19 protein-coding genes are annotated in these 16,851 nt (G+C 46.0%); 4 read left to right on the forward strand and 15 right to left on the reverse strand.

The window, feature by feature from the left end:
- Positions 1 to 11 precede the first annotated feature (11 nt).
- Together NTE_RS00905 and NTE_RS00910 are read right to left on the reverse strand one after the other, a co-directional pair.
- Complete coding sequence (locus NTE_RS00905; RefSeq protein ID WP_158384921.1) at positions 12 to 1,595, reverse strand: polysaccharide deacetylase family protein; 1,584 nt, start codon at positions 1,593 to 1,595, stop codon at positions 12 to 14.
- Positions 1,596 to 2,325: 730 nt separating this feature from the next.
- Entirely contained in the window at positions 2,326 to 2,925 is a 600-nt protein-coding gene (locus NTE_RS00910; RefSeq protein WP_158384923.1) for a PepSY domain-containing protein, read from the reverse strand.
- Here NTE_RS00910 and NTE_RS16160 point away from each other — a divergent pair.
- Positions 2,894 to 3,370, forward strand: a complete 477-nt coding sequence (locus tag NTE_RS16160) for a hypothetical protein (RefSeq protein WP_158384925.1) — start codon at positions 2,894 to 2,896, stop codon at positions 3,368 to 3,370. The genes NTE_RS00910 and NTE_RS16160 overlap by 32 nt on opposite strands.
- A 407-nt stretch (positions 3,371 to 3,777) precedes the next feature.
- Positions 3,778 to 4,017, forward strand: coding sequence for a hypothetical protein (locus tag NTE_RS00915; RefSeq protein WP_148699312.1), 240 nt, complete (start codon positions 3,778 to 3,780; stop codon positions 4,015 to 4,017).
- Positions 4,018 to 4,852: 835 nt separating this feature from the next.
- Here NTE_RS00915 and NTE_RS00925 read toward each other — a convergent pair.
- The 3 genes from NTE_RS00925 to NTE_RS00935 form a co-directional block, all read right to left on the reverse strand.
- On the reverse strand, positions 4,853 to 5,308 hold the full coding sequence (locus NTE_RS00925) for a cupredoxin domain-containing protein (protein ID WP_148699313.1): 456 nt from the start codon (positions 5,306 to 5,308) through the stop codon (positions 4,853 to 4,855).
- Positions 5,309 to 5,605: 297 nt separating this feature from the next.
- Complete coding sequence (locus tag NTE_RS00930; protein ID WP_226987099.1) at positions 5,606 to 5,950, reverse strand: hypothetical protein; 345 nt, start codon at positions 5,948 to 5,950, stop codon at positions 5,606 to 5,608.
- A gap of 320 nt (positions 5,951 to 6,270) precedes the next feature.
- A complete protein-coding gene (locus NTE_RS00935; protein WP_148699315.1) occupies positions 6,271 to 6,483 on the reverse strand; it encodes a hypothetical protein in 213 nt (70 codons plus the stop codon).
- Between the two features lie 112 nt (positions 6,484 to 6,595).
- Between NTE_RS00935 and NTE_RS16165 the strand changes: the two genes are divergently transcribed.
- Positions 6,596 to 6,745, forward strand: coding sequence for a hypothetical protein (locus NTE_RS16165; RefSeq protein WP_158384927.1), 150 nt, complete (start codon positions 6,596 to 6,598; stop codon positions 6,743 to 6,745).
- A gap of 277 nt (positions 6,746 to 7,022) precedes the next feature.
- On the opposite strand, the gene NTE_RS00940 is transcribed toward NTE_RS16165, so the two are convergent.
- Genes NTE_RS00940 through NTE_RS00945 form a run of 3 tightly spaced genes read right to left on the reverse strand, consistent with a single transcriptional unit; the run spans position 7,023 to position 8,387 of the window.
- Positions 7,023 to 7,736: a nucleotidyltransferase family protein gene (locus NTE_RS00940; RefSeq protein ID WP_148699316.1), complete on the reverse strand. Its 714-nt coding sequence runs from the start codon at positions 7,734 to 7,736 to the stop codon at positions 7,023 to 7,025.
- Positions 7,737 to 7,744: 8 nt separating this feature from the next.
- Positions 7,745 to 7,897 carry a hypothetical protein gene (locus NTE_RS16170; protein ID WP_158384929.1) on the reverse strand — a complete coding sequence of 51 codons (153 nt, stop codon included), beginning with the start codon at positions 7,895 to 7,897 and terminating at the stop codon, positions 7,745 to 7,747.
- A gap of 13 nt (positions 7,898 to 7,910) precedes the next feature.
- A complete protein-coding gene (locus NTE_RS00945) occupies positions 7,911 to 8,387 on the reverse strand; it encodes a hypothetical protein (protein ID WP_148699317.1) in 477 nt (158 codons plus the stop codon).
- 323 nt (positions 8,388 to 8,710) lie between these two features.
- Here NTE_RS00945 and NTE_RS00950 point away from each other — a divergent pair, with 323 nt between their 5' ends.
- Positions 8,711 to 9,136: a hypothetical protein gene (locus NTE_RS00950; RefSeq protein ID WP_148699318.1), complete on the forward strand. Its 426-nt coding sequence runs from the start codon at positions 8,711 to 8,713 to the stop codon at positions 9,134 to 9,136.
- A 297-nt stretch (positions 9,137 to 9,433) separates the two neighbouring features.
- On the opposite strand, the gene NTE_RS00955 is transcribed toward NTE_RS00950, so the two are convergent.
- From NTE_RS00955 to NTE_RS17020, 7 genes are all read right to left on the reverse strand, one after another.
- Complete coding sequence (locus tag NTE_RS00955; protein ID WP_148699319.1) at positions 9,434 to 9,901, reverse strand: type II toxin-antitoxin system VapC family toxin; 468 nt, start codon at positions 9,899 to 9,901, stop codon at positions 9,434 to 9,436.
- Positions 9,888 to 10,115, reverse strand: coding sequence for a type II toxin-antitoxin system VapB family antitoxin (vapB, locus tag NTE_RS00960; protein WP_148699320.1), 228 nt, complete (start codon positions 10,113 to 10,115; stop codon positions 9,888 to 9,890). Before vapB ends, NTE_RS00955 begins: the two co-directional genes overlap by 14 nt.
- Positions 10,116 to 10,402: 287 nt before the next feature.
- Positions 10,403 to 11,098, reverse strand: a complete 696-nt coding sequence (locus NTE_RS00965; RefSeq protein WP_148699321.1) for a hypothetical protein — start codon at positions 11,096 to 11,098, stop codon at positions 10,403 to 10,405.
- A 348-nt stretch (positions 11,099 to 11,446) separates the two neighbouring features.
- Positions 11,447 to 12,016 (reverse strand): hypothetical protein, encoded by a 570-nt coding sequence (locus tag NTE_RS00970; protein ID WP_148699322.1) that lies wholly within the window; start codon positions 12,014 to 12,016, stop codon positions 11,447 to 11,449.
- 979 nt (positions 12,017 to 12,995) lie between these two features.
- A complete protein-coding gene (locus NTE_RS00975) occupies positions 12,996 to 15,116 on the reverse strand; it encodes a potassium transporter TrkG (protein ID WP_148699323.1) in 2,121 nt (706 codons plus the stop codon).
- A 120-nt stretch (positions 15,117 to 15,236) separates the two neighbouring features.
- The gene (locus NTE_RS00980; RefSeq protein ID WP_148699324.1) at positions 15,237 to 16,034 is read right to left on the reverse strand and encodes a class I SAM-dependent methyltransferase; all 798 of its coding nucleotides are present in this window, start codon (positions 16,032 to 16,034) and stop codon (positions 15,237 to 15,239) included.
- Positions 16,035 to 16,046: 12 nt separating this feature from the next.
- Positions 16,047 to 16,322 (reverse strand): hypothetical protein, encoded by a 276-nt coding sequence (locus tag NTE_RS17020; protein WP_226987100.1) that lies wholly within the window; start codon positions 16,320 to 16,322, stop codon positions 16,047 to 16,049.
- Positions 16,323 to 16,851 lie beyond the last annotated feature (529 nt).

The following is a 16,851-nucleotide window of genomic DNA, read 5'->3' on the forward strand; positions in this document are numbered from 1 at the left end:
GATGGTATATCTCATTGTTTGCTATCCAATGAAACCTTTACCACGTTTGTTTCCCATTTCTGGTTGCCAAAAAAGTCCGTGACTCGTGCCTCAACCTCTGTGTCTCCTGAATGCGTAACCAATAGAGTTGCAGTCCAATTTGACCAGCTGCCTGGAGTCACTTGATTTGCTATCTCGTACTCTGTGTCATTTGTTCGCACCTCTACAACCTTGACTCCAGATTCGTAGTCAAAGGCTGTTCCCCTCACCTGAATATAGGCGCCCGCGGTACCAGTAGTGGTAGTATTAGTGGAAGGAGGAGGAGAGGAAAGGCTTCCTTTAATTATGGTTCCATTCGTAGGAGCGTCAATCGTGCCGATGGGTGCGACAGTGTCATTGGTCGAAGCAACCGTCACATATTGGGTTGCATTTGATGTATTGCCTGCTTTATCTGTGGCAGTCCAAGTGACTTTGGTTGTCCCTTGCTCAAACACGAAGAACGAGCCGGCTCCTTTTCCATGTCTTGTGGTGGCATCATTTTTCACAGACGGGCTAGGGTCTGCATTGTCAGAAACTGTCGGGCTTCCAAGGTCGTCAACCTTGGTTAGCTTGGACGAGGAGACGATTGCCTTGTCAGGAGGTGCCGTGATATCCGGGGGAACATTATCAATTATTGGCGGAAGCGGAACGTGGCTTGCCCGTGAAAATGTCTGTATGGAGTAGCCACTGTCCGTTATCCATGTTATCAGGGTGTCAAGGTCCTTAATCTCGTTCCCTGAGAGTTCCTCTGTTGGGTTGTTGCCTGCATCCTTTACCGTAAAGTCCTGCGGGTGCAGAGTCACCACCGCATAGCCGTAGCTGGCAATTGCGCTGTCTATCTGGCTTTCAATTTTGGAAAGCGGCGTCTTTGTCGGGGGGTCTGAATCGTACGTGTAAAAGCCAATCACCTGCGGAAGGTGGTACACGCCAAACTGGTCCTTGATGATGGTGTCAGAGCCGCCGGCTATTGCCTTGTACACCTTGTTGTCTGGGCTATCCGGCTCGTCCGGGTTGTATATGCTCTCTATCTCTGAATCAAACTCGGGACTTATGATCTTCAAGCCCAGTTGGTTCATTGCCTTGAGCGTATTTTCATTATACTCGTTGTACGGCGGTACGAAAATGGCGCTCTTTCTTCCAAACAGGTCCTGCATCTTTTCATTGGCTGCCTTGAGAGTATCGTGTTGCTCTGATAGTGTAAGGTTAGCATAGGATACATGGTTCCAGCCGTGAAGCGCCGTTTCGATCAAGCCTGTTGCTAGGGCCTGCCTCACCTTGGTGACTATTGCAGGATCGTTTCCAATCGAGTTCATTATCACAGCCAAGTCAAGCGGTGCATTCTTTTCGATGAACTTATCGATGATGGCAGCTTGAACAGGTTCCAGCCATTCGTCTTGTACGTCATCAAGCCTAAAAATTACACAGCTGCATGTCGATGCTGCTGCTTCTTTGTTGCTGCTATTGTTGCCATCCTCTTCCTCCTCACCACCGCCACCGTCATCATCGTGAATTGCCACGCCCGCTATGGCAGCTGATGCAGGTGCCGCGACCGCCTTCCAGCTGGCAAGAGGCAGCATTAGTGAGATTACCAGTGCCGTAGAGGCGAACACTGCAAGGTTCTTGAGAGAATACAGCGAAGACAATGGACCATTCCTTCTATGGCTGTAGTGGCAGTGGTTCATTCTCTATCTGAGAAGGATAATGGTAGCGGCAGTGGCAGCAACATTGAAGATTATGGAGACTGTAATAACGAAAACGCAATTCAAGCTACGTTGCATGTTGAACGTATATCATTGAAACGTCCAGACTGGAGAAGCTACAACATCGATTGCATAGCAATAATGGATGTGATGATGAATAAGCCGGTCAGCTCCTATAAATCGTAGTAGCCAAGAGCCAGTTTTCTATATGTCTAAGTCGTATTAGAAAATCATATTAAAATTATTATGATCATCATCTAGAGGCGCTCGAAAATGCTCGGTATGTTTTTTCTCTCACCATCTCTCTGTCTATCATGTGTACGGGTGAGAAGAGCGTGAGAACATTTTTTTCCTCTTGCGTGCACCCTTGTAGAGCGCTTTTGATCCCGTTGCAGAGCTCCGAGCGCTTGCGGCATTTCTGGAGCTGGGGCGCCAGGTTTTTCGACGTATAGGTAGACCTGACCGTGCTGCGTCGTTCATTCGAGGGTCGGCGAGAATGATATAAAAAAATAAAAAAACAAAGAGGAGGGCTGCTGCCTATAGCGAATGTCTCTAGCTAGTCGCTTTCTTTATGTGAGTACCTTCAGCTCTTCGGCATGATGATGCGTCAGAAGAGGTCTCCGATGTGTAACTCGCCCAGAGGCACAACTTCCGAAGAAATTATGCTTCCTGTGGTTGGGTTCACCCTTGTCTCATGGAGGGTACCGTTGTCAATGTCGGCTACCGTGATTAAATAGACCAAGGCACCACCTTCTGCCTGTGCAGCAGTCGCAATTGATCCTGCAACCACCATTCCATTCTGGACTTGGTTCTCTGCCACGTCTGCGGCATCGATTAGAGTTTTGGTTGCATTGTCAAACCCCGCAGGTAAGCCAAGTGTGTCGACTGGAAACGCTGCAGATTTTGAGAGGATTTTTCCACTTGCCGCATCAACAAAGACATTAAAGGCATTGCCAGTATCGGTGTCTGCTACAGTGACGTTATAGACCAGGCTTCCCTGCAATATGCCAAAGTGTGCTGCGACAGTTGCTCCATTTGGTACTTGGTCTTCTGCGGCACTTGCGGCGTCGATCATTGTCGCGTTCAGGTTGTCATTTAGAAAATCCTTTGCTGCTTGCGTGAGACTTATTGTTCCTGCGGTCTGATTTGCTGTTGTTGTTGCTGCCTGATTTGGCGTGGTAGCGGTGGTCTGCGCAAAGGCAAGCATCGAAGATGGCGCTCCTACAGCAGCCGTCATTATTACCGATGCGACCGCCAAGCCAACGACCAACAACGAAGGGATCAAGAACATTCTTCTGGTTTTTTCTGTAAGGCTTGACATCTTGAAAAAAGCCACAGATGATATTCTTAAAGTTTCAGTAGAAATTTCTAGTGACAATTTTGTACTGAATATTCCAGATATTTTTCCGCAAGATCTTGCTCCAAGCTCTGGCCTGACCAAATTGAAGCGCACAAAATGTTGCTGCTATACTTGTAAGTGTTGCCTGAAGCGCCGCATTATTGGCGCAAGGAAAAGACTTGCTCATAACCAATTCAAAAGTATACTGGATGCGGGTACGAGGCTAGATGGCACTGATTATGTTGCTCTCTACTTTTTGCATGCAGCGATATCGCGGCGCCTTGAGCAAACAAGTCAACCAGCTCTAGTGTAGTATCTCTCCTTTTTTCGGCGGCAGTTACAAGCCGGCACCATTTGCCGGAGATTGCTTGACCTTTGCTCATCCCATTGCATGCGGCATCATGTACAGCAGGCGCAGAGCCATGCTCTGTACACCGAGTGTTTTTTCAATTCTGAGTGCAGGATATTACGGTAACAACTAATGGACGACCAAAATCGGCACGATTATGACAAAACGACAGATCGGAATAATGTATGTCCTGACTGTCAGATAGATTATCCCACGTTTGCAAAGAAATGCCTAGATATTCAAGACGTCTGCTTTCTGCTCTGCGATGAATAATCATTCTTCTTCTCTTCTGTGCGTCCAAAATAGATAGATTCTGTGCCTTGCACTGTACACATGTAAGTTATACACTCTTTCTGTGAAAGAATGCTGTATTGAACTACGAGAACGAACATGACCCATCGATCATTAGGGTAGAGAAAATACGGACGGCAAAACCGAAAATAATGGATCTTGTCACCATTAGAAAAATGTGGGGAAGGAGCAACAAGCTACCCATATGCAATTACTGTGGGAAGCTGATCAGTCTTGGAGACGCGTATTTCTACCACTCAAGAAGAAAGAAGGCCAGGAAATATCATTGGGATTGTGCCAAGAGAATCAATTTGGTATAGTTATTATCCTCATCGCCATCAACGACAATAATCTGCATAACGTGCCATATCCTTGTGTTATGTCATCAAACAGCAGGCAAGTATTTCCGGCTTGTCCTATAGCTCAATGCCTGAACGCCTCGCCCCCCCCCACATTGCTTGGGACTTCACCTTTTGTTTGCAGTCGATCATATCGGTATGCGATATATCTTGTAGGCACATACTTTCAGAGTCTTAGGAAATAGCGATATGTAATGCTCACACTCGCACTCTCCTTCGTCTCTTAAGCTCGGTGGAGAAAGTGAGATTCGACCCCGCGCCCTCATTTCCATATGACAAACTATACTGCTAACATGACAAGCGCATAGAAAACTTCATTCTAGAACGAACCCAGTAAGGTGCTAGCAATTCGTTTATCAATGATGAACACGAGCCATTCGGAGGTACGATTGTAGTTTGACTTGCAAGGGGATATGCATCCGTCACAAGGCTCAAAAGCCGATGGGTGTCGGCAGGTATGAATCTGGACAGAAGCGTTGTCAGATATGTGAAATATTTATGCAATGGAATGGACTCTGGTGTCCGTGCTGTGGGTACAGGCTGAGGACAAAGCCAAGGAACTTGAAGTACAAGGCAAAGTTAAGGGAGAAGAGGACAAAGGGACCTAGTCTCGTTGAAGCGAAAGATGGACCAGAAAATGTGCCAGTTTTGATAAAGCAGTAGATTGAGTGTACTGTTTAATAAATGTCGGATGACTGCTTAATGAGATAAACTTCTATTCGACGAATTCTTGACAGTACCGCCACAACAATGTCCGTCCACAGTAAAGGCCATCGCGGACATTCTATCTAGCTATCTACTGCTTTGCCGCTACAATGGTAAGCGTACCTGTCGCGGTTGTTGGAGCAGCTGTCGAGTAGAATGGATATTGTCCTTCTCTCAAGTTAGCTGCCGTATACTCTGTAAATTGCTTTGGCTGAATCAACCCCGTATCAAACATAGTTCCAGAGGTAGGATCATTGCTTGACTTGCCAGATGTAAAAGATTGAGGCGAAGTGCTGTTGTTAAGTATCAGTATCTCTTCTCCAATCTTTATCGTGACATTATTTGGTTTGAACACTATATTGCCAGAAGCGTCTGTATCGATAATTATCACGGCAGCATTTGGAGACGTATCTACTACTCCTATTCCAGAATCTGCCGGTATACTTTGTGCATTTGCAAGATGCAAACTCGCCGCAAATATTACAACAAGGGATGATAGTATGGCAATAGGCAGAGAACTAAAGAGAACGAATTTTCTATCCGTCATCTTATCTGCAACATTTTGATGATTGGATTCTTTAAAGAGTTATGATATCTTGATTTTAAGTGCAGGTTCGTGTGCGCATCCAATTCGGTCTACCTTGACATTCCTCGGCACACACACATAAAGAAGGATTCTTTCTCATTTGCCTCGCCGCTCAAGACGAGATTAGACCGCATATATTTGCGCTTCTGGTTGATGTTTATGCATCTTTCTTTCTTCATAATACTATTGTTTGCCGGGAAGAACAGCAATCATGACCAAAAAAATACTCCACCAATATTGGAGATGCCTGCTTTTCCCTTACATTATCTCTTTCCGGATTCTTCTATTTTCTATGGCCAAGATGACAATGCATAATCCAATAAACGCCAACTGCACCACTTCTGTGGCAATATCTATCGGACCAACACGTGATGCTCTATGGGTAATAGGATTGCCCTGCATTCTGGTAATGGCCCATAACGCAATAAAGACAACAGTACCTGCAATGCCTACAGAGTACCACACCCTTCCCCATCGCTTCAGAATAGGAACAATCCAGAATACCTGAACAATCCCTCCAATCAAAAAGAGAGTGATGGTGTTTGTATAGACATTATGCAATATGGCGTTGACTACAAGGGCAAGGTGAATTATTCCTGCCAAGCCCGTTGTTGATGCAGCTGCTATGTAATAATGGATGTGGCGATGATCTGTTAAATTGCTACGTTTGATATTGTCGCGTTCTGCCTTTCTAGTCATTTACGGCCTATAGGAGTCCGCAGGAATCAACCTTAAGTATTGTGTAGAAATGTCACCTTGAAAAGAACAGTGATTCTCAATCGTAGCTAGCCACAAAATAAGAGTAATGACAAAACGCGGCAGCTTGGAATAAGAAGAAAGAAAAAAGGCTAGTAGTAGTGGTGGTGGTGCATAAATCATCCTGAAGAGGATGACTAATGATTATCTATCTACCTATCTTTCTTTTAGATCCCGTCTCCGTCAGGGTCGCCTTGGGCCAAGTCGCCTTCTTCGTCGCTGCTGCTCGTTTGGTTCCCAGACGCTGTCATGTTGCCGCTGGTTTGGTTCCCGAATGCTGTCAGGTTGTTGCCTTGTGCGGATGCGCTCTGGATGCCGGCTATATGTAGTGGCCCGGCTAGAGTGCCAAAAATAGCCATAGCCAGAACAGACACCAGCAACAAGGAGCCTCCTGTTAGAAGGATCGTTCGTCTACTGCAGCTTGTTTTTGTTCGAGTCATTATCGAGCGCCGGTACCTCGCAATATTATTAAAGAGAATATGAGCCAAACGGTTGGGAAGTTCACACACACACGACCACTATTTTCAGGGTCACGAGGAATTTTCAAGGGCATTTCTACAGAAAAACGAGCAAAAAGGAGAAAGCACGCCTTCCTGCAAAAACGTCGGTACCTCCGCGCAGCACCACCTTGTTGTCCTTTAGCCTGATGGAGCAAGCGTACCCTCTTCGCAGTTTCACGTTATTAGGTTCTTCTTTTTCTTCGACTCAAGATGCTCGATGGAGCTGGCAGAGTATATACTAGCTACCAAGCTTCAGCGTTTACGACAGACCTGTAGATTTTTGTGTGTAAACAGGGGGATACTATTTTTTACTCATTGTCGATGAACTTGTCCAGACTCGGAGTACTCGAGCCTATCTGGATTCGAATCTATACGAAAATGTGACCTAGAATAAAATAACTACTTGCACGTAAAATTGTTTATTTTGATGATGACTCGATTTTTTGTCGCAATTTTGACAGGTTTTTCTTGCAGTCTGATATGAGAGGCTCTATGTTGCGCCTGAGCCCAAACGCCGCGCGTAAAGACTGGATGAATTGCTCCTCCTCCATCCTTCCGATTATCTCCGTGACCTGCTTTACCAGAATACTCTTTGTCCTCCGCATTGCATGCTTCAGGACTGCAGTCCAGTCCACACCCTCGCTCAGCATCACAATGTCGCGCATGTCCACGTCCCTTGCAGAGTGCATCTTCATGACCATGAGCAATTCCTTTGTGGGCACTGTAGTGCTGGCAGAATTCTTTGTGCCCACTACTATAGCTTCTGTCGAATTTTCCTTGATGTATTCATAATTCCACCATGCCTCGGTCTTGCGCGAGGTGATGCCGTTTATGAAAAGATCCACAGATACACGCATTCCTCCAAAGCTTTTCACATAGATGTCGACCTCGCTATGGTGGGCCTCGTCAAAACCTTTGGCAGACTTTTCCTTCCTGTAGCCTTCCTTCTTAAGAAGATCTGAAAATTTCATCGCGTCTTTTCTCAAAATGACCATGTCGCAGTCTACCGAAAATCTGTGAATAGACAGCGCGCTGACTGCGTACCCGCCGATTACGACAAAGAAGCCCTTCGGCAGAGACGACAGGATTCTGATTATCTCCGTCTCTCTGCTTTCTAGGTCGTCACGAAGCATTTTTTGCATCACCACGCTGCTACGTTGGTCTTGGTTTCCCTGTACTTTGCCCCCCCAAGCTTCAGGTTATACTCCTCGTCGAGCATTTCAAGCGCTGGCTCGAAAGCATAGATGTTGTCCTTGCAAAACTTTATGGTATCGTCGAGAGAGTCTACCCGCAACGATCCGACCTTTTCAGCCCTTATCCTTCCTTTCTCGGGGTAGAGTATGAAGAACAGCCCGAACAGTGTCTCTCGGGTTCTCGCCGGACAGCACCGACTTCCAGCCCCTTTCTGCAAGCATCTTTCTCCACTCTGGCAGGTCGTCCCTTGCCACTCTGACGTGCACGGGATAAAAGCCGAAGAACCTGTCGGTGTTGTACCCGCCGCGGGTCCACGCATAGACGGCGTCCACGTTTGTAAGCGCATATGGCAGTTTGGCCTTGCGGAGAAAATCGTAGGCCCTACCCGCATCGTATTTCGAGAATACGTATTCGCTTGTGCTCCTGACCCTGTACCTTCCCGTACTGACCCGCTCGAGCATGCCCTTTCTGGCCATGTCGTGCAGGACTTTGTTTGGGTCGGGACTGTAGAAAGTTCTGGCAAAGTCTCCGCTCGAAAACTCCTTCCTCCAGTTGCCCAGCACGGCCCACAGCTCGCCATAGGACGACATATATGATCATTACTATGGTGGTAAGTTTCTAAATAGATTGTGGATTACTATGATGGTAATATTATATGATGTTCCACTTTTGACAGAACTTACTAAAGCTCTGTCCGATTGCGGATCATCACAGTGTGCCCTTTCCCAGCTCCTATAAGGAGGGATAATCTACCCCTCTGCATCGAATACGATGAGGTTGCGGGCAGTTAGTTCGCAAAATCGATAATACTTACACATAGTACAAGCGTCCGCTTTTTGTACTGCTCTGAATGCCGATCTATGCAACCGAAAACGAAATTCATTTGATTAAAAGGATGCTAATACAGAGAGATATGACAGAGACTGATGAAATAAGAACTGCCTACAAAACTCTGCAAGAAAAGTACAGGACATATCTTCCAAAGGTAAAACCCGCGCTCATTGACAGTCTTCTTCAACGCCAAATGGCAGACCCTTCGGATGATCCAATATTTATGGTAGAGGTCTTCACCAAGCCCGGCCTTGATCCGCAGAGGGTGCGAAGATACATTATCGAAAAGACAGGAATGAGCCCTGAGATATATGACCATGGAACGCATTATGTGACAAACCAAAAGCTTAACCTGGAGATCCTCAAGGAGATATCTGACTCTGACGATGTTCTTGAAGTTACCGGTGAGTATACAGGCAGAATAGGAGCATATGGCGCATCACATGAACATCGGGAAATTGAAGATACTTCAGGGGCAGCAAGGGGACGTGGTGAACCGCCTTCATAATATGGTGCTAACATCGCAGATTACCACACACAGTACACGCATGCTACAAAAAGCGACACAAAGACACAAACACTAAACTAACAGGATAGGCCGGGTGGTTAGGATTGATGGTGGAGTATTATGATGCCAATCTCGCATACTTCCAGCCATTTTCGCAAAGAACAAGCAATCCGGGTGACCGTCCTATCCTGTTAGCATAGTTCTACGATTGTCGTATATATGCCTATACCGGAGTAAGCCTCTGAGTTTGCCGACTTTTTGATCGTGCTCTCTTTTTCCTCTTGACCGGCGTTTTTCTCAGATCTGAAAATCCTTTAGGTGCATAATGCTCATCAGTGGTTTTTCCTTGTTCTCTTTTCTGCTCTTGTTTTTTGTTTTTGCTAGGATTTCATCATCTGCCGAAATCAAAGTGGCGTCAAAGTGATCTGCCAAGGCAATGTATGCAGCGTCGTAAAAGGTAATAGAATGGTCGCGTGCAATCTTCATTGCGTCCATCGCCATTTCTTGGTTTAACTGCATAGACTCTATCTCCATGTCAATAAGATTGCTAATAGCATTCATGGCGTTTTCTGCTTCAGCTATCCATGCCTTGTTCTTCCAGATCGAGTTTCCGACTTCGTACACCATCTGAGCTGGAGCCAAAAGGCGTATTTTACCCTGCACAAAGGCGTCTCTGACCTCTATGGCCTTGTCAGTGAGACTTTCGTTGTTGAACCATTTTGCCGCAACGCTTGCATCCAAGACGAACCTGTCAGGCTGCTGCATCGCGGTCCTCTCTTATTGACTTGGTCGAGTCAAATTCACCATACTTTGTCCTTTCCCGTATTTTGTCCATCGAATCTGCCGCTTTTTTTCTCTGCAATTCTCGTATCTTGGCTTCAATGGCTGTCCTGATGTACTCTGCCCAGTCGATGTCTATCTCCTTCATCTTCTCTCTTGTCTCTTCAGGTAGTCTGACGCTCAGTGGTGCACTTGCCATACCTTATGTATTACCATTAGCACATACATAAATGTAACCGTCATGGTACGAAATTGATGTATTACATATACGTAGTGCAATATCTGTTGTTTGGACACATGCGGCTAAGTATCTGAATTAGCTGCCTTTGCAGCCTCTGTACTGCTCTGCTCATATGTGTAAGCTATCTTGAGAATGCGTAATTCGTAAGTGGCCTCCCAGCTAGCTGAACGCCGACGGGCAATCTTCTGCCAACAAAGTATCATTGTTATGCCCTCTAGTTAGGCGCTTTTGATACCTCAATAGAACTAATAATCTTCAAATTGCCAATTAACTACGAGAAAATTCTCTTTTCTCCTTAACCCTGCAGACAAGGAAGCAGAGAACCATCGCACTTGGTTGTCTCTGATGGTATCTTTCTTGGATTGCATTGATTTCATATACAGTGTTCTCCCTTTGTTCCAAGCAATGACTTCCCAGCACCCGCGAAAAGAATTGCCATTGTATCTTGCAATCGATGCCTGCACTTGCTCCTGGTAAGCACTATTCAGGGAACTTGATGTGACCTGATCTTTACGAGGCACGTCTTCTCTCCATTCAGAATAATAATAAGGACCACTTTGACGCACAGGATACGCCTTCTGCCAGAATGCCGACCATCCGCTCCTGACTGCCATTTTCACTATTGCGAGTTCCGCAAACATCGGCTTTCCCTCATATTCAACCACCGGCTTGCCAGCCATGTCGTCTTTGATGGGCTTGCCCTTCCAACGCTTGAATACAATGTTGGTTGCCGGCACGCTGACTTCTAGACCAAGAATTACATGTTCATGATCAGGCTCTAGACCCTTTGGAAAAAATGGATAAAGCGCGCGGGTAGGGACATCGGTGCTATTCGTAGTAGAACTACTGTTGACAATAACAGGCGCCGCCTGTTGTTGCGAGGACAATGACGAAGACAATGACAATGATGGTGCATTGCTGCTAACGATTGCATCCTTCATAGGTAAGTAATTCTAGAAGGAGGCTATATAATTTTAATATATGTACCTTAAATCAAGATCATCTTTGATGGCGAAGGGCGAGCCTCTTATCTGAAGGGCGCATGCGCAACTATAACTTCCAAGGGTCTGCGATCAAAGCCCCTTCTATCTAGTGTGAGGTTGACAGGACGTTCTCGGTGGGGCTGTATAACGTGCTTGGTTCCATCACCCTCTGGATTGCATTACGCTCAGCCTTGATACGCTCGCCCGTTTGGGCATGTACATCCATCCAAGCTAGACATCTCCCGATCCATTTTGACTTGGCATTTGTCAAATCTTCTCATTTCTTCGTCTACCATGCTCCCTGCCTCATCTCACCTTCTTGAATAGGAAGAAGATCCCGCCAACAAGACCTGCGGTAAAAGGTACTGTCACAACCAGGAGTTCTTGCGCCGAAATCACAGAGGTATGCCTGACATTGACGTCAAAGTCAGCTTCAAGTGGTTTTTTCATGTGCTCCGCATTTCCGTCGTCAAGCCGCATTAGCAACTTTGCAGTATATTGGCTATTATTCTGAAACGTATAGGGTATCGAGACGTCGCTAATCTCATAAGTCTTGTAGGGCATCTGATGGACAATTGCACCGGATTTCTTGTCCACGATCTGCAGCGCCAGATTCACATTGCTCAGACCAGAGTTGTTTTCCTTTATGCTGAAATGTAGGTCTGTCCTGTTGCCTGCGCTTGGAAATTGCGGGATCAGTTGAAAGGAGACTAGGTACTTGTTGTCAACTTCTCTTGTTATTCCAAGAACATGAGCATACGCTCTGTTATGAGGCTGCAGGAAGATGGAAGGAGCTGCTGCCATAAATACGATGATAGAGGCGATTGTAGTCCTTGCAGCGATCTCTAGCATCTTTTTTTGGAATTGCTTTTTCATGATGAAGAAGAGAGCGGACTGTTGTCGTACATGTACAAACTCTTCGTCGATGCAGCAGCAGGATAAGTTGATGACAAGGAGCATGAGGAAGATGGCGCCATTAAGAAGAATTCGACCATCGATGTCTTGTAAGTAGTAGTAGGGTGTGCGTTGCACGATACCTCAGAAGATATGCTAGAGCACCCGGCTGCGCATCTCGGTGAGGATAACATCACCAATTGTTTGAAAGGAGGCCGCGGACTGCTAGATTTTTTTGCTACTATTATTATTTCCATACTTGCTTTCATTTTATGAACGCCTAAATTGCATTGCTTTAAAGTATTGTGCAGAATGGAAATAGTTGCAAGTCATATAGCAAAGAGTCGACATTGTTATCCAGTTGATTTGACCAAAACTTTGTACGGTTAAATTCGGATATTCAGTATCTGACACCTCCTCCAAGACTTTACAACAGTCATTGCCGCTTGCCTAAATCCTCAGCTTCCAATTTAAGGTCGTTTGAGGCAAATTACCGCGATTACTACACTGGCATTTTTCTTTCTGTCTGGAGTTACACTCGAAGTCGGCATTTTATACAGCCCGCTACTAAGCTTTACAGTTTACGACGGCTTGTCCGGTCTTCGTGCTCGACAAGGTTTGTATTCGGTTCGCTAACGGCCGGCTGGGAGGGTAAATGTGCGAACGTGTGTATGCATGTGTGTATGCATGTATGTGTGTGTATTGAATAAATGCGTACTCAAAACATTCGCATTTTCATTAATAAAGCCGCAACTCCCTGCAATTTTTGTATTGCGGGCTGAGGCGCTTGTCGCCGTCAACATATGCCAGTTTGACCGCGCAAGGTTCATCAAGTGTAAAACGTTCAAAGTGGTCCCAAGGGTGCTTTTCCACAGAGATCAGTGATTGTACGTTCAATACTAGTCTCTTTCAAGAGTATAGCTATATCTGCCGCCTCTTTTGTACGGTGCAGAAAGTATCATTATTTTCTAAAGTAGCTAAAGAAAATATACAGTATGGCAATAATTTCAAACCTGCCGACAATCATATTTGCGGCAAGAATTAGTTTTGAAAATGGGTCCAGGTCGACCGACGTTATTCCTGCGGTCAATCCTGCCGTAGATATTGCAGACACCGATTCAAACAACGCGTCCTCAAGGCTAGATCCAGTAACAACACTGATAATGTATCCGGTAGCCACCGAGATGGAGATATAGAGGGAGATGACGAGTAGGATTTCCCGCACTATTTTCTTGCTTGTTGTGACCTTCACCCTCTTCACAAAGTGCGTTGCTTTTTGACGATCGATCTTCTCTTCTTCCGCATCTATTTGCTTCTTTTGATTATGTTCTTGCAGTCCCTCAAAAAACTCTGAACTCCTGTACGGATTGGCTGTGGACGAAATAGAAGTTGAAGTAGAAGTAGAGCCTGTTGCTATTGGAGGAGATGGTGATGATGCTGTTGTTGTTGTCTTCTCCTTTGCCTTCTTTGCGAGTTCTTGATAGAGTATGACAAACCTGCCGATCTTTATTCCTCCAGCTGTGGAAAATGCCGTTCCTCCAACAAGCATGAGCAGGATCAAAGACATTTTTGCAACGGGGGAAAGTGATTGGATGTTGAGGTACTGAAAGCCGGTAGTAGTCGCGCTGCTGAGTACATGAAATGCAGCACTATAGATGTCGACGACAACATCGCCACTGCTGCTCCTTCTATTGCTACTATCACTTCCTTCTGCTGTTGCTGTCGCCACCCCTGCTGGGTCGATGGTGTTGTCAAGGCCTCCGGCCAATACATAGAATATGGGAATTGATGCTGCCATTACGAGGAAAAAGACTGCTACTTCCAGACTTATCGTCCTTCTCTCCCGCAGTCCTGACTTGGCGGCAAAGATATAGTAATGAAACGCAAAAGGTAGAGCCGAGAGGATCATTCCCACCGCCACAAAAGTCATCCTTTCCGGGTGTAACGGGCTTATCAAGTCCGTATCAGGGAGAAACCCGCCGCCTGTAATTGAGCTAAATACAAGTGCGGTGGCGTTCAGGACATCTGTTTGGCCAACAAATACCATTGCAAGGACAAGGATTATGGTGTAGGCAGTAAAGATCACGACGATGGTGATCAAGAGCTCCTTTACCCTTAGCATGCCGCCTCCAAGGACACTCTTCATGGCATTCAATTTTCTTTCGGGAAAGAATATGATCATTACCAGGTACATGAAGCTCAGGCCTCCGACCCACTGAGTATACGAATGGTAAAAGTCAAGGCTCTTTGGTAGGTCTTGGGGATTGCTAATGATGGAAAGGCCGGTGGTGGTAAAGCCGGACGCACTTTCAAAGAAGCTGTTCACGAACAGCGAAGAAAGAGACATCTCGTCACTCGGCCTAAATGGATCAAGGTAGATGTATGGTATCGAGCCGAACAAGCTCAGCAAAAGAAAACCGCTTACAATGAATATCGATGCCTGTTTTAGGTTCATCGGACCCTTCTCGCCGATGTGCGTCAAAAAGAACCCTGCAAACGAAAGTCCGATGACTGCAAAGAGGATGCCTGTCGCACTCGTACTCTCGCCCAGGGCGGCTCCTATAAACGCTGGAACTACAAGCAGCACCCCTGAAAATTGTAGGAGAATTCCTAGGTTGCCAAGAATGGGCTTGTATTTTTCTGTAAACATACCGCTCCTGTAATGGCTAAAAGTCTTCTCAAGGACCGATGTCCTTACAGCATTTGCCAGGGCTACCTGGGTAACTATGCCAAGTACCTCTGAACCATCGGCAACAACGGGGAGCCGCTTCACCTGGTTTATGCGCATAAGCTGCAAGGCCTGCCTTATTGTGCCTCTTGGAGAGATGGTGACAAGCGGCTTTGACATTATGGCCTTGAGAAAGACTTGGTCGGAATCCTCGCCTTTCATCACCACCTGGTCGAGGATGTCGCTGTCAGTGACAATGCCTGCGGGCCGGCCATTTTTAGATACAATAATTGTTTCTGCATTCTGGGAGTTCATCTGCCGGACGGCGCTTGCAACATTTGTATTTTCATCAAGAACTACATACAGCCGGTTCATGTACGAAGTGATCGGTCTTTCTAGTACATCATTCTGCATAGAACCTAACTAACTTGGATTAGTTGACACTTTGCGTGACTAATAACCATTATCATATGAAAGATACAGGAAACGGAGAAAACCCACACCGTTTTACGGGTGGATGGGTGAATTCTTGTTTCATTTTGATTCTGGGACGGAACCACGTACGGCCCAAACTTGGCCATGCAGCGTAAATGGAGTTGTTTCATCTTGGAGCCCCAACCGTTCCCTCAAATCTTCGCGCAGCGTCATCAGAGATCTGTCTTTCCCAATCCGCCTTACATACGCGCCAGCAGGACCTTGGCCAAGAAGAAAGGGGTCCCAATAGTCCGGAAAAGATTTGAAATTCATCTTAACTTCCAGTGGATGTTCAGAGATATCGTAAAGTCCAGCAGACCTCCATAGTGCAGAGAGCTCACCCTCATGGCATAGCGGCATCTTCCTTTCGTCGAACCTTTCAGCATCCGTATCCAATGCCACTGCTGCGTCCCAAAATATTCGTAGCATTTCCATGCGGCCGCCATAATCCCATACCGCTGCTACAACCCGACCTCTCGGCCTTGTGACTCTTGTCATTTGATAGACCGCCCTCCGAGCGTCTGGGATAAAGTTTAGCACAAGCAAAGACAAGCTACTATCAAACATTGCGTCTGGAAAAGGAAGATTCTGTGCGTCGCCGACTTTGAGTTGGATCCTCCTACTGCTAGAACGAATCTGGGATTTGGCATAACCAATGTAGTCGCTTGAGGCATCGATGCCAAGTACATTGCAGTGAGGCCTAAGCCTTGCAATAGTGAAAGCCAAAGAGCCAATACCACAGCCAACGTCAAGGATTTGGCCACTTTCAGGGAGCTTTGCAAATTCTATCAAGAGTGGCGCGACTAGGCGGCTCCATCGACCCATAAATCGATCATATGCATGGGCGTTGGTGAACATATTTTTCAGTTCTTATTTTTGCCAACCAAAGTATTCAAGGCTTTCAATAAAAAGATACATCGTAGGCACTCGCATTGGTGAGAGCGAGGTTGCTGTCTGAAGTCTGTTGCTTCCGTTACCGTGTTTACTTCTGTGCCATATAGCCTGCGTTTTGCGTTCAAATGAACGCTCCGCAGGGGTGATGTATTTATTATTATTACTATTACTATGGACAATGCTGTCAATAAAAGCCCGTTCTTGCCTTTGGAAGACGTTTCTTGTACTTTCTACACCTTCTGCAACAAGCATAGGGACGTTTATTTTCAAATCATCGGCATTGGCAATTTCATTTGTCTTGGTGAAATTGCCAAGATTGAGATAGGACAGTCATAGATCGACAACGATTGAATGTTGTTGTAGATTCAGTCAGTCAGACAGACAGACAGACATCAGCTCCGGTTTTTTTACCTCGATGTTCTATATGATGTTTCATCGGAAGTAAAATTATTTGATACTCGTGCCGCATTGAGATATGCGCCCAAGTCCAACAACGCGGCGCGAGTATGATGACCGCACATACTGTCTTGATATTTTCCATTCCGTTTGTTATTATCAGCATTGCAAGGGCGCTCCTGCCTATTCTTCTGTCTGTTTATTGTACAAGAATCACTAAATCATCCACACTCCCGCTGTCACTGGTCTCTCCTCCCGTCAGACGGTAAAGAAAGAGGTTATGGCACTTCTTCTCAAGAAAATTGGTGTACGATGAGCGAGGGGGCGCGGATGATGATGTTGTTGTTGTGTGCATGTGCTGATTGCTAGAGAGAGCGATAGTAAA

This window comes from Candidatus Nitrososphaera evergladensis SR1, assembly GCF_000730285.1.
GTDB classification, from domain to species: domain Archaea; phylum Thermoproteota; class Nitrososphaeria; order Nitrososphaerales; family Nitrososphaeraceae; genus Nitrososphaera; species Nitrososphaera evergladensis.

Excerpts from the sequence above, each read along its gene's own strand:
- NTE_RS00905 (WP_158384921.1), bottom strand. The coding sequence starts at position 1,595 with ATGCTGCCTCTTGCCAGCTGGAAGGCGGTCGCGGCACCTGCATCAGCT.
- NTE_RS00945 (WP_148699317.1), bottom strand. The coding sequence starts at position 8,387 with ATGTCGTCCTATGGCGAGCTGTGGGCCGTGCTGGGCAACTGGAGGAAG.
- NTE_RS00980 (WP_148699324.1), bottom strand. The coding sequence starts at position 16,034 with ATGTTCACCAACGCCCATGCATATGATCGATTTATGGGTCGATGGAGC.
- NTE_RS00910 (WP_158384923.1), bottom strand. The coding sequence starts at position 2,925 with ATGCTTGCCTTTGCGCAGACCACCGCTACCACGCCAAATCAGGCAGCA.
- NTE_RS00970 (WP_148699322.1), bottom strand. The coding sequence starts at position 12,016 with ATGAAAAAGCAATTCCAAAAAAAGATGCTAGAGATCGCTGCAAGGACT.
- NTE_RS00940 (WP_148699316.1), bottom strand. The coding sequence starts at position 7,736 with ATGCTTCGTGACGACCTAGAAAGCAGAGAGACGGAGATAATCAGAATC.
- NTE_RS00955 (WP_148699319.1), bottom strand. The coding sequence starts at position 9,901 with ATGCAGCAGCCTGACAGGTTCGTCTTGGATGCAAGCGTTGCGGCAAAA.
- vapB (WP_148699320.1), bottom strand. The coding sequence starts at position 10,115 with ATGGCAAGTGCACCACTGAGCGTCAGACTACCTGAAGAGACAAGAGAG.
- NTE_RS00925 (WP_148699313.1), bottom strand. The coding sequence starts at position 5,308 with ATGACGGATAGAAAATTCGTTCTCTTTAGTTCTCTGCCTATTGCCATA.
- NTE_RS00965 (WP_148699321.1), bottom strand. The coding sequence starts at position 11,098 with ATGAAGGATGCAATCGTTAGCAGCAATGCACCATCATTGTCATTGTCT.
- NTE_RS00950 (WP_148699318.1), top strand. The coding sequence starts at position 8,711 with ATGACAGAGACTGATGAAATAAGAACTGCCTACAAAACTCTGCAAGAA.
- NTE_RS17020 (WP_226987100.1), bottom strand. The coding sequence starts at position 16,322 with ATGCTTGTTGCAGAAGGTGTAGAAAGTACAAGAAACGTCTTCCAAAGG.
- NTE_RS00975 (WP_148699323.1), bottom strand. The coding sequence starts at position 15,116 with ATGCAGAATGATGTACTAGAAAGACCGATCACTTCGTACATGAACCGG.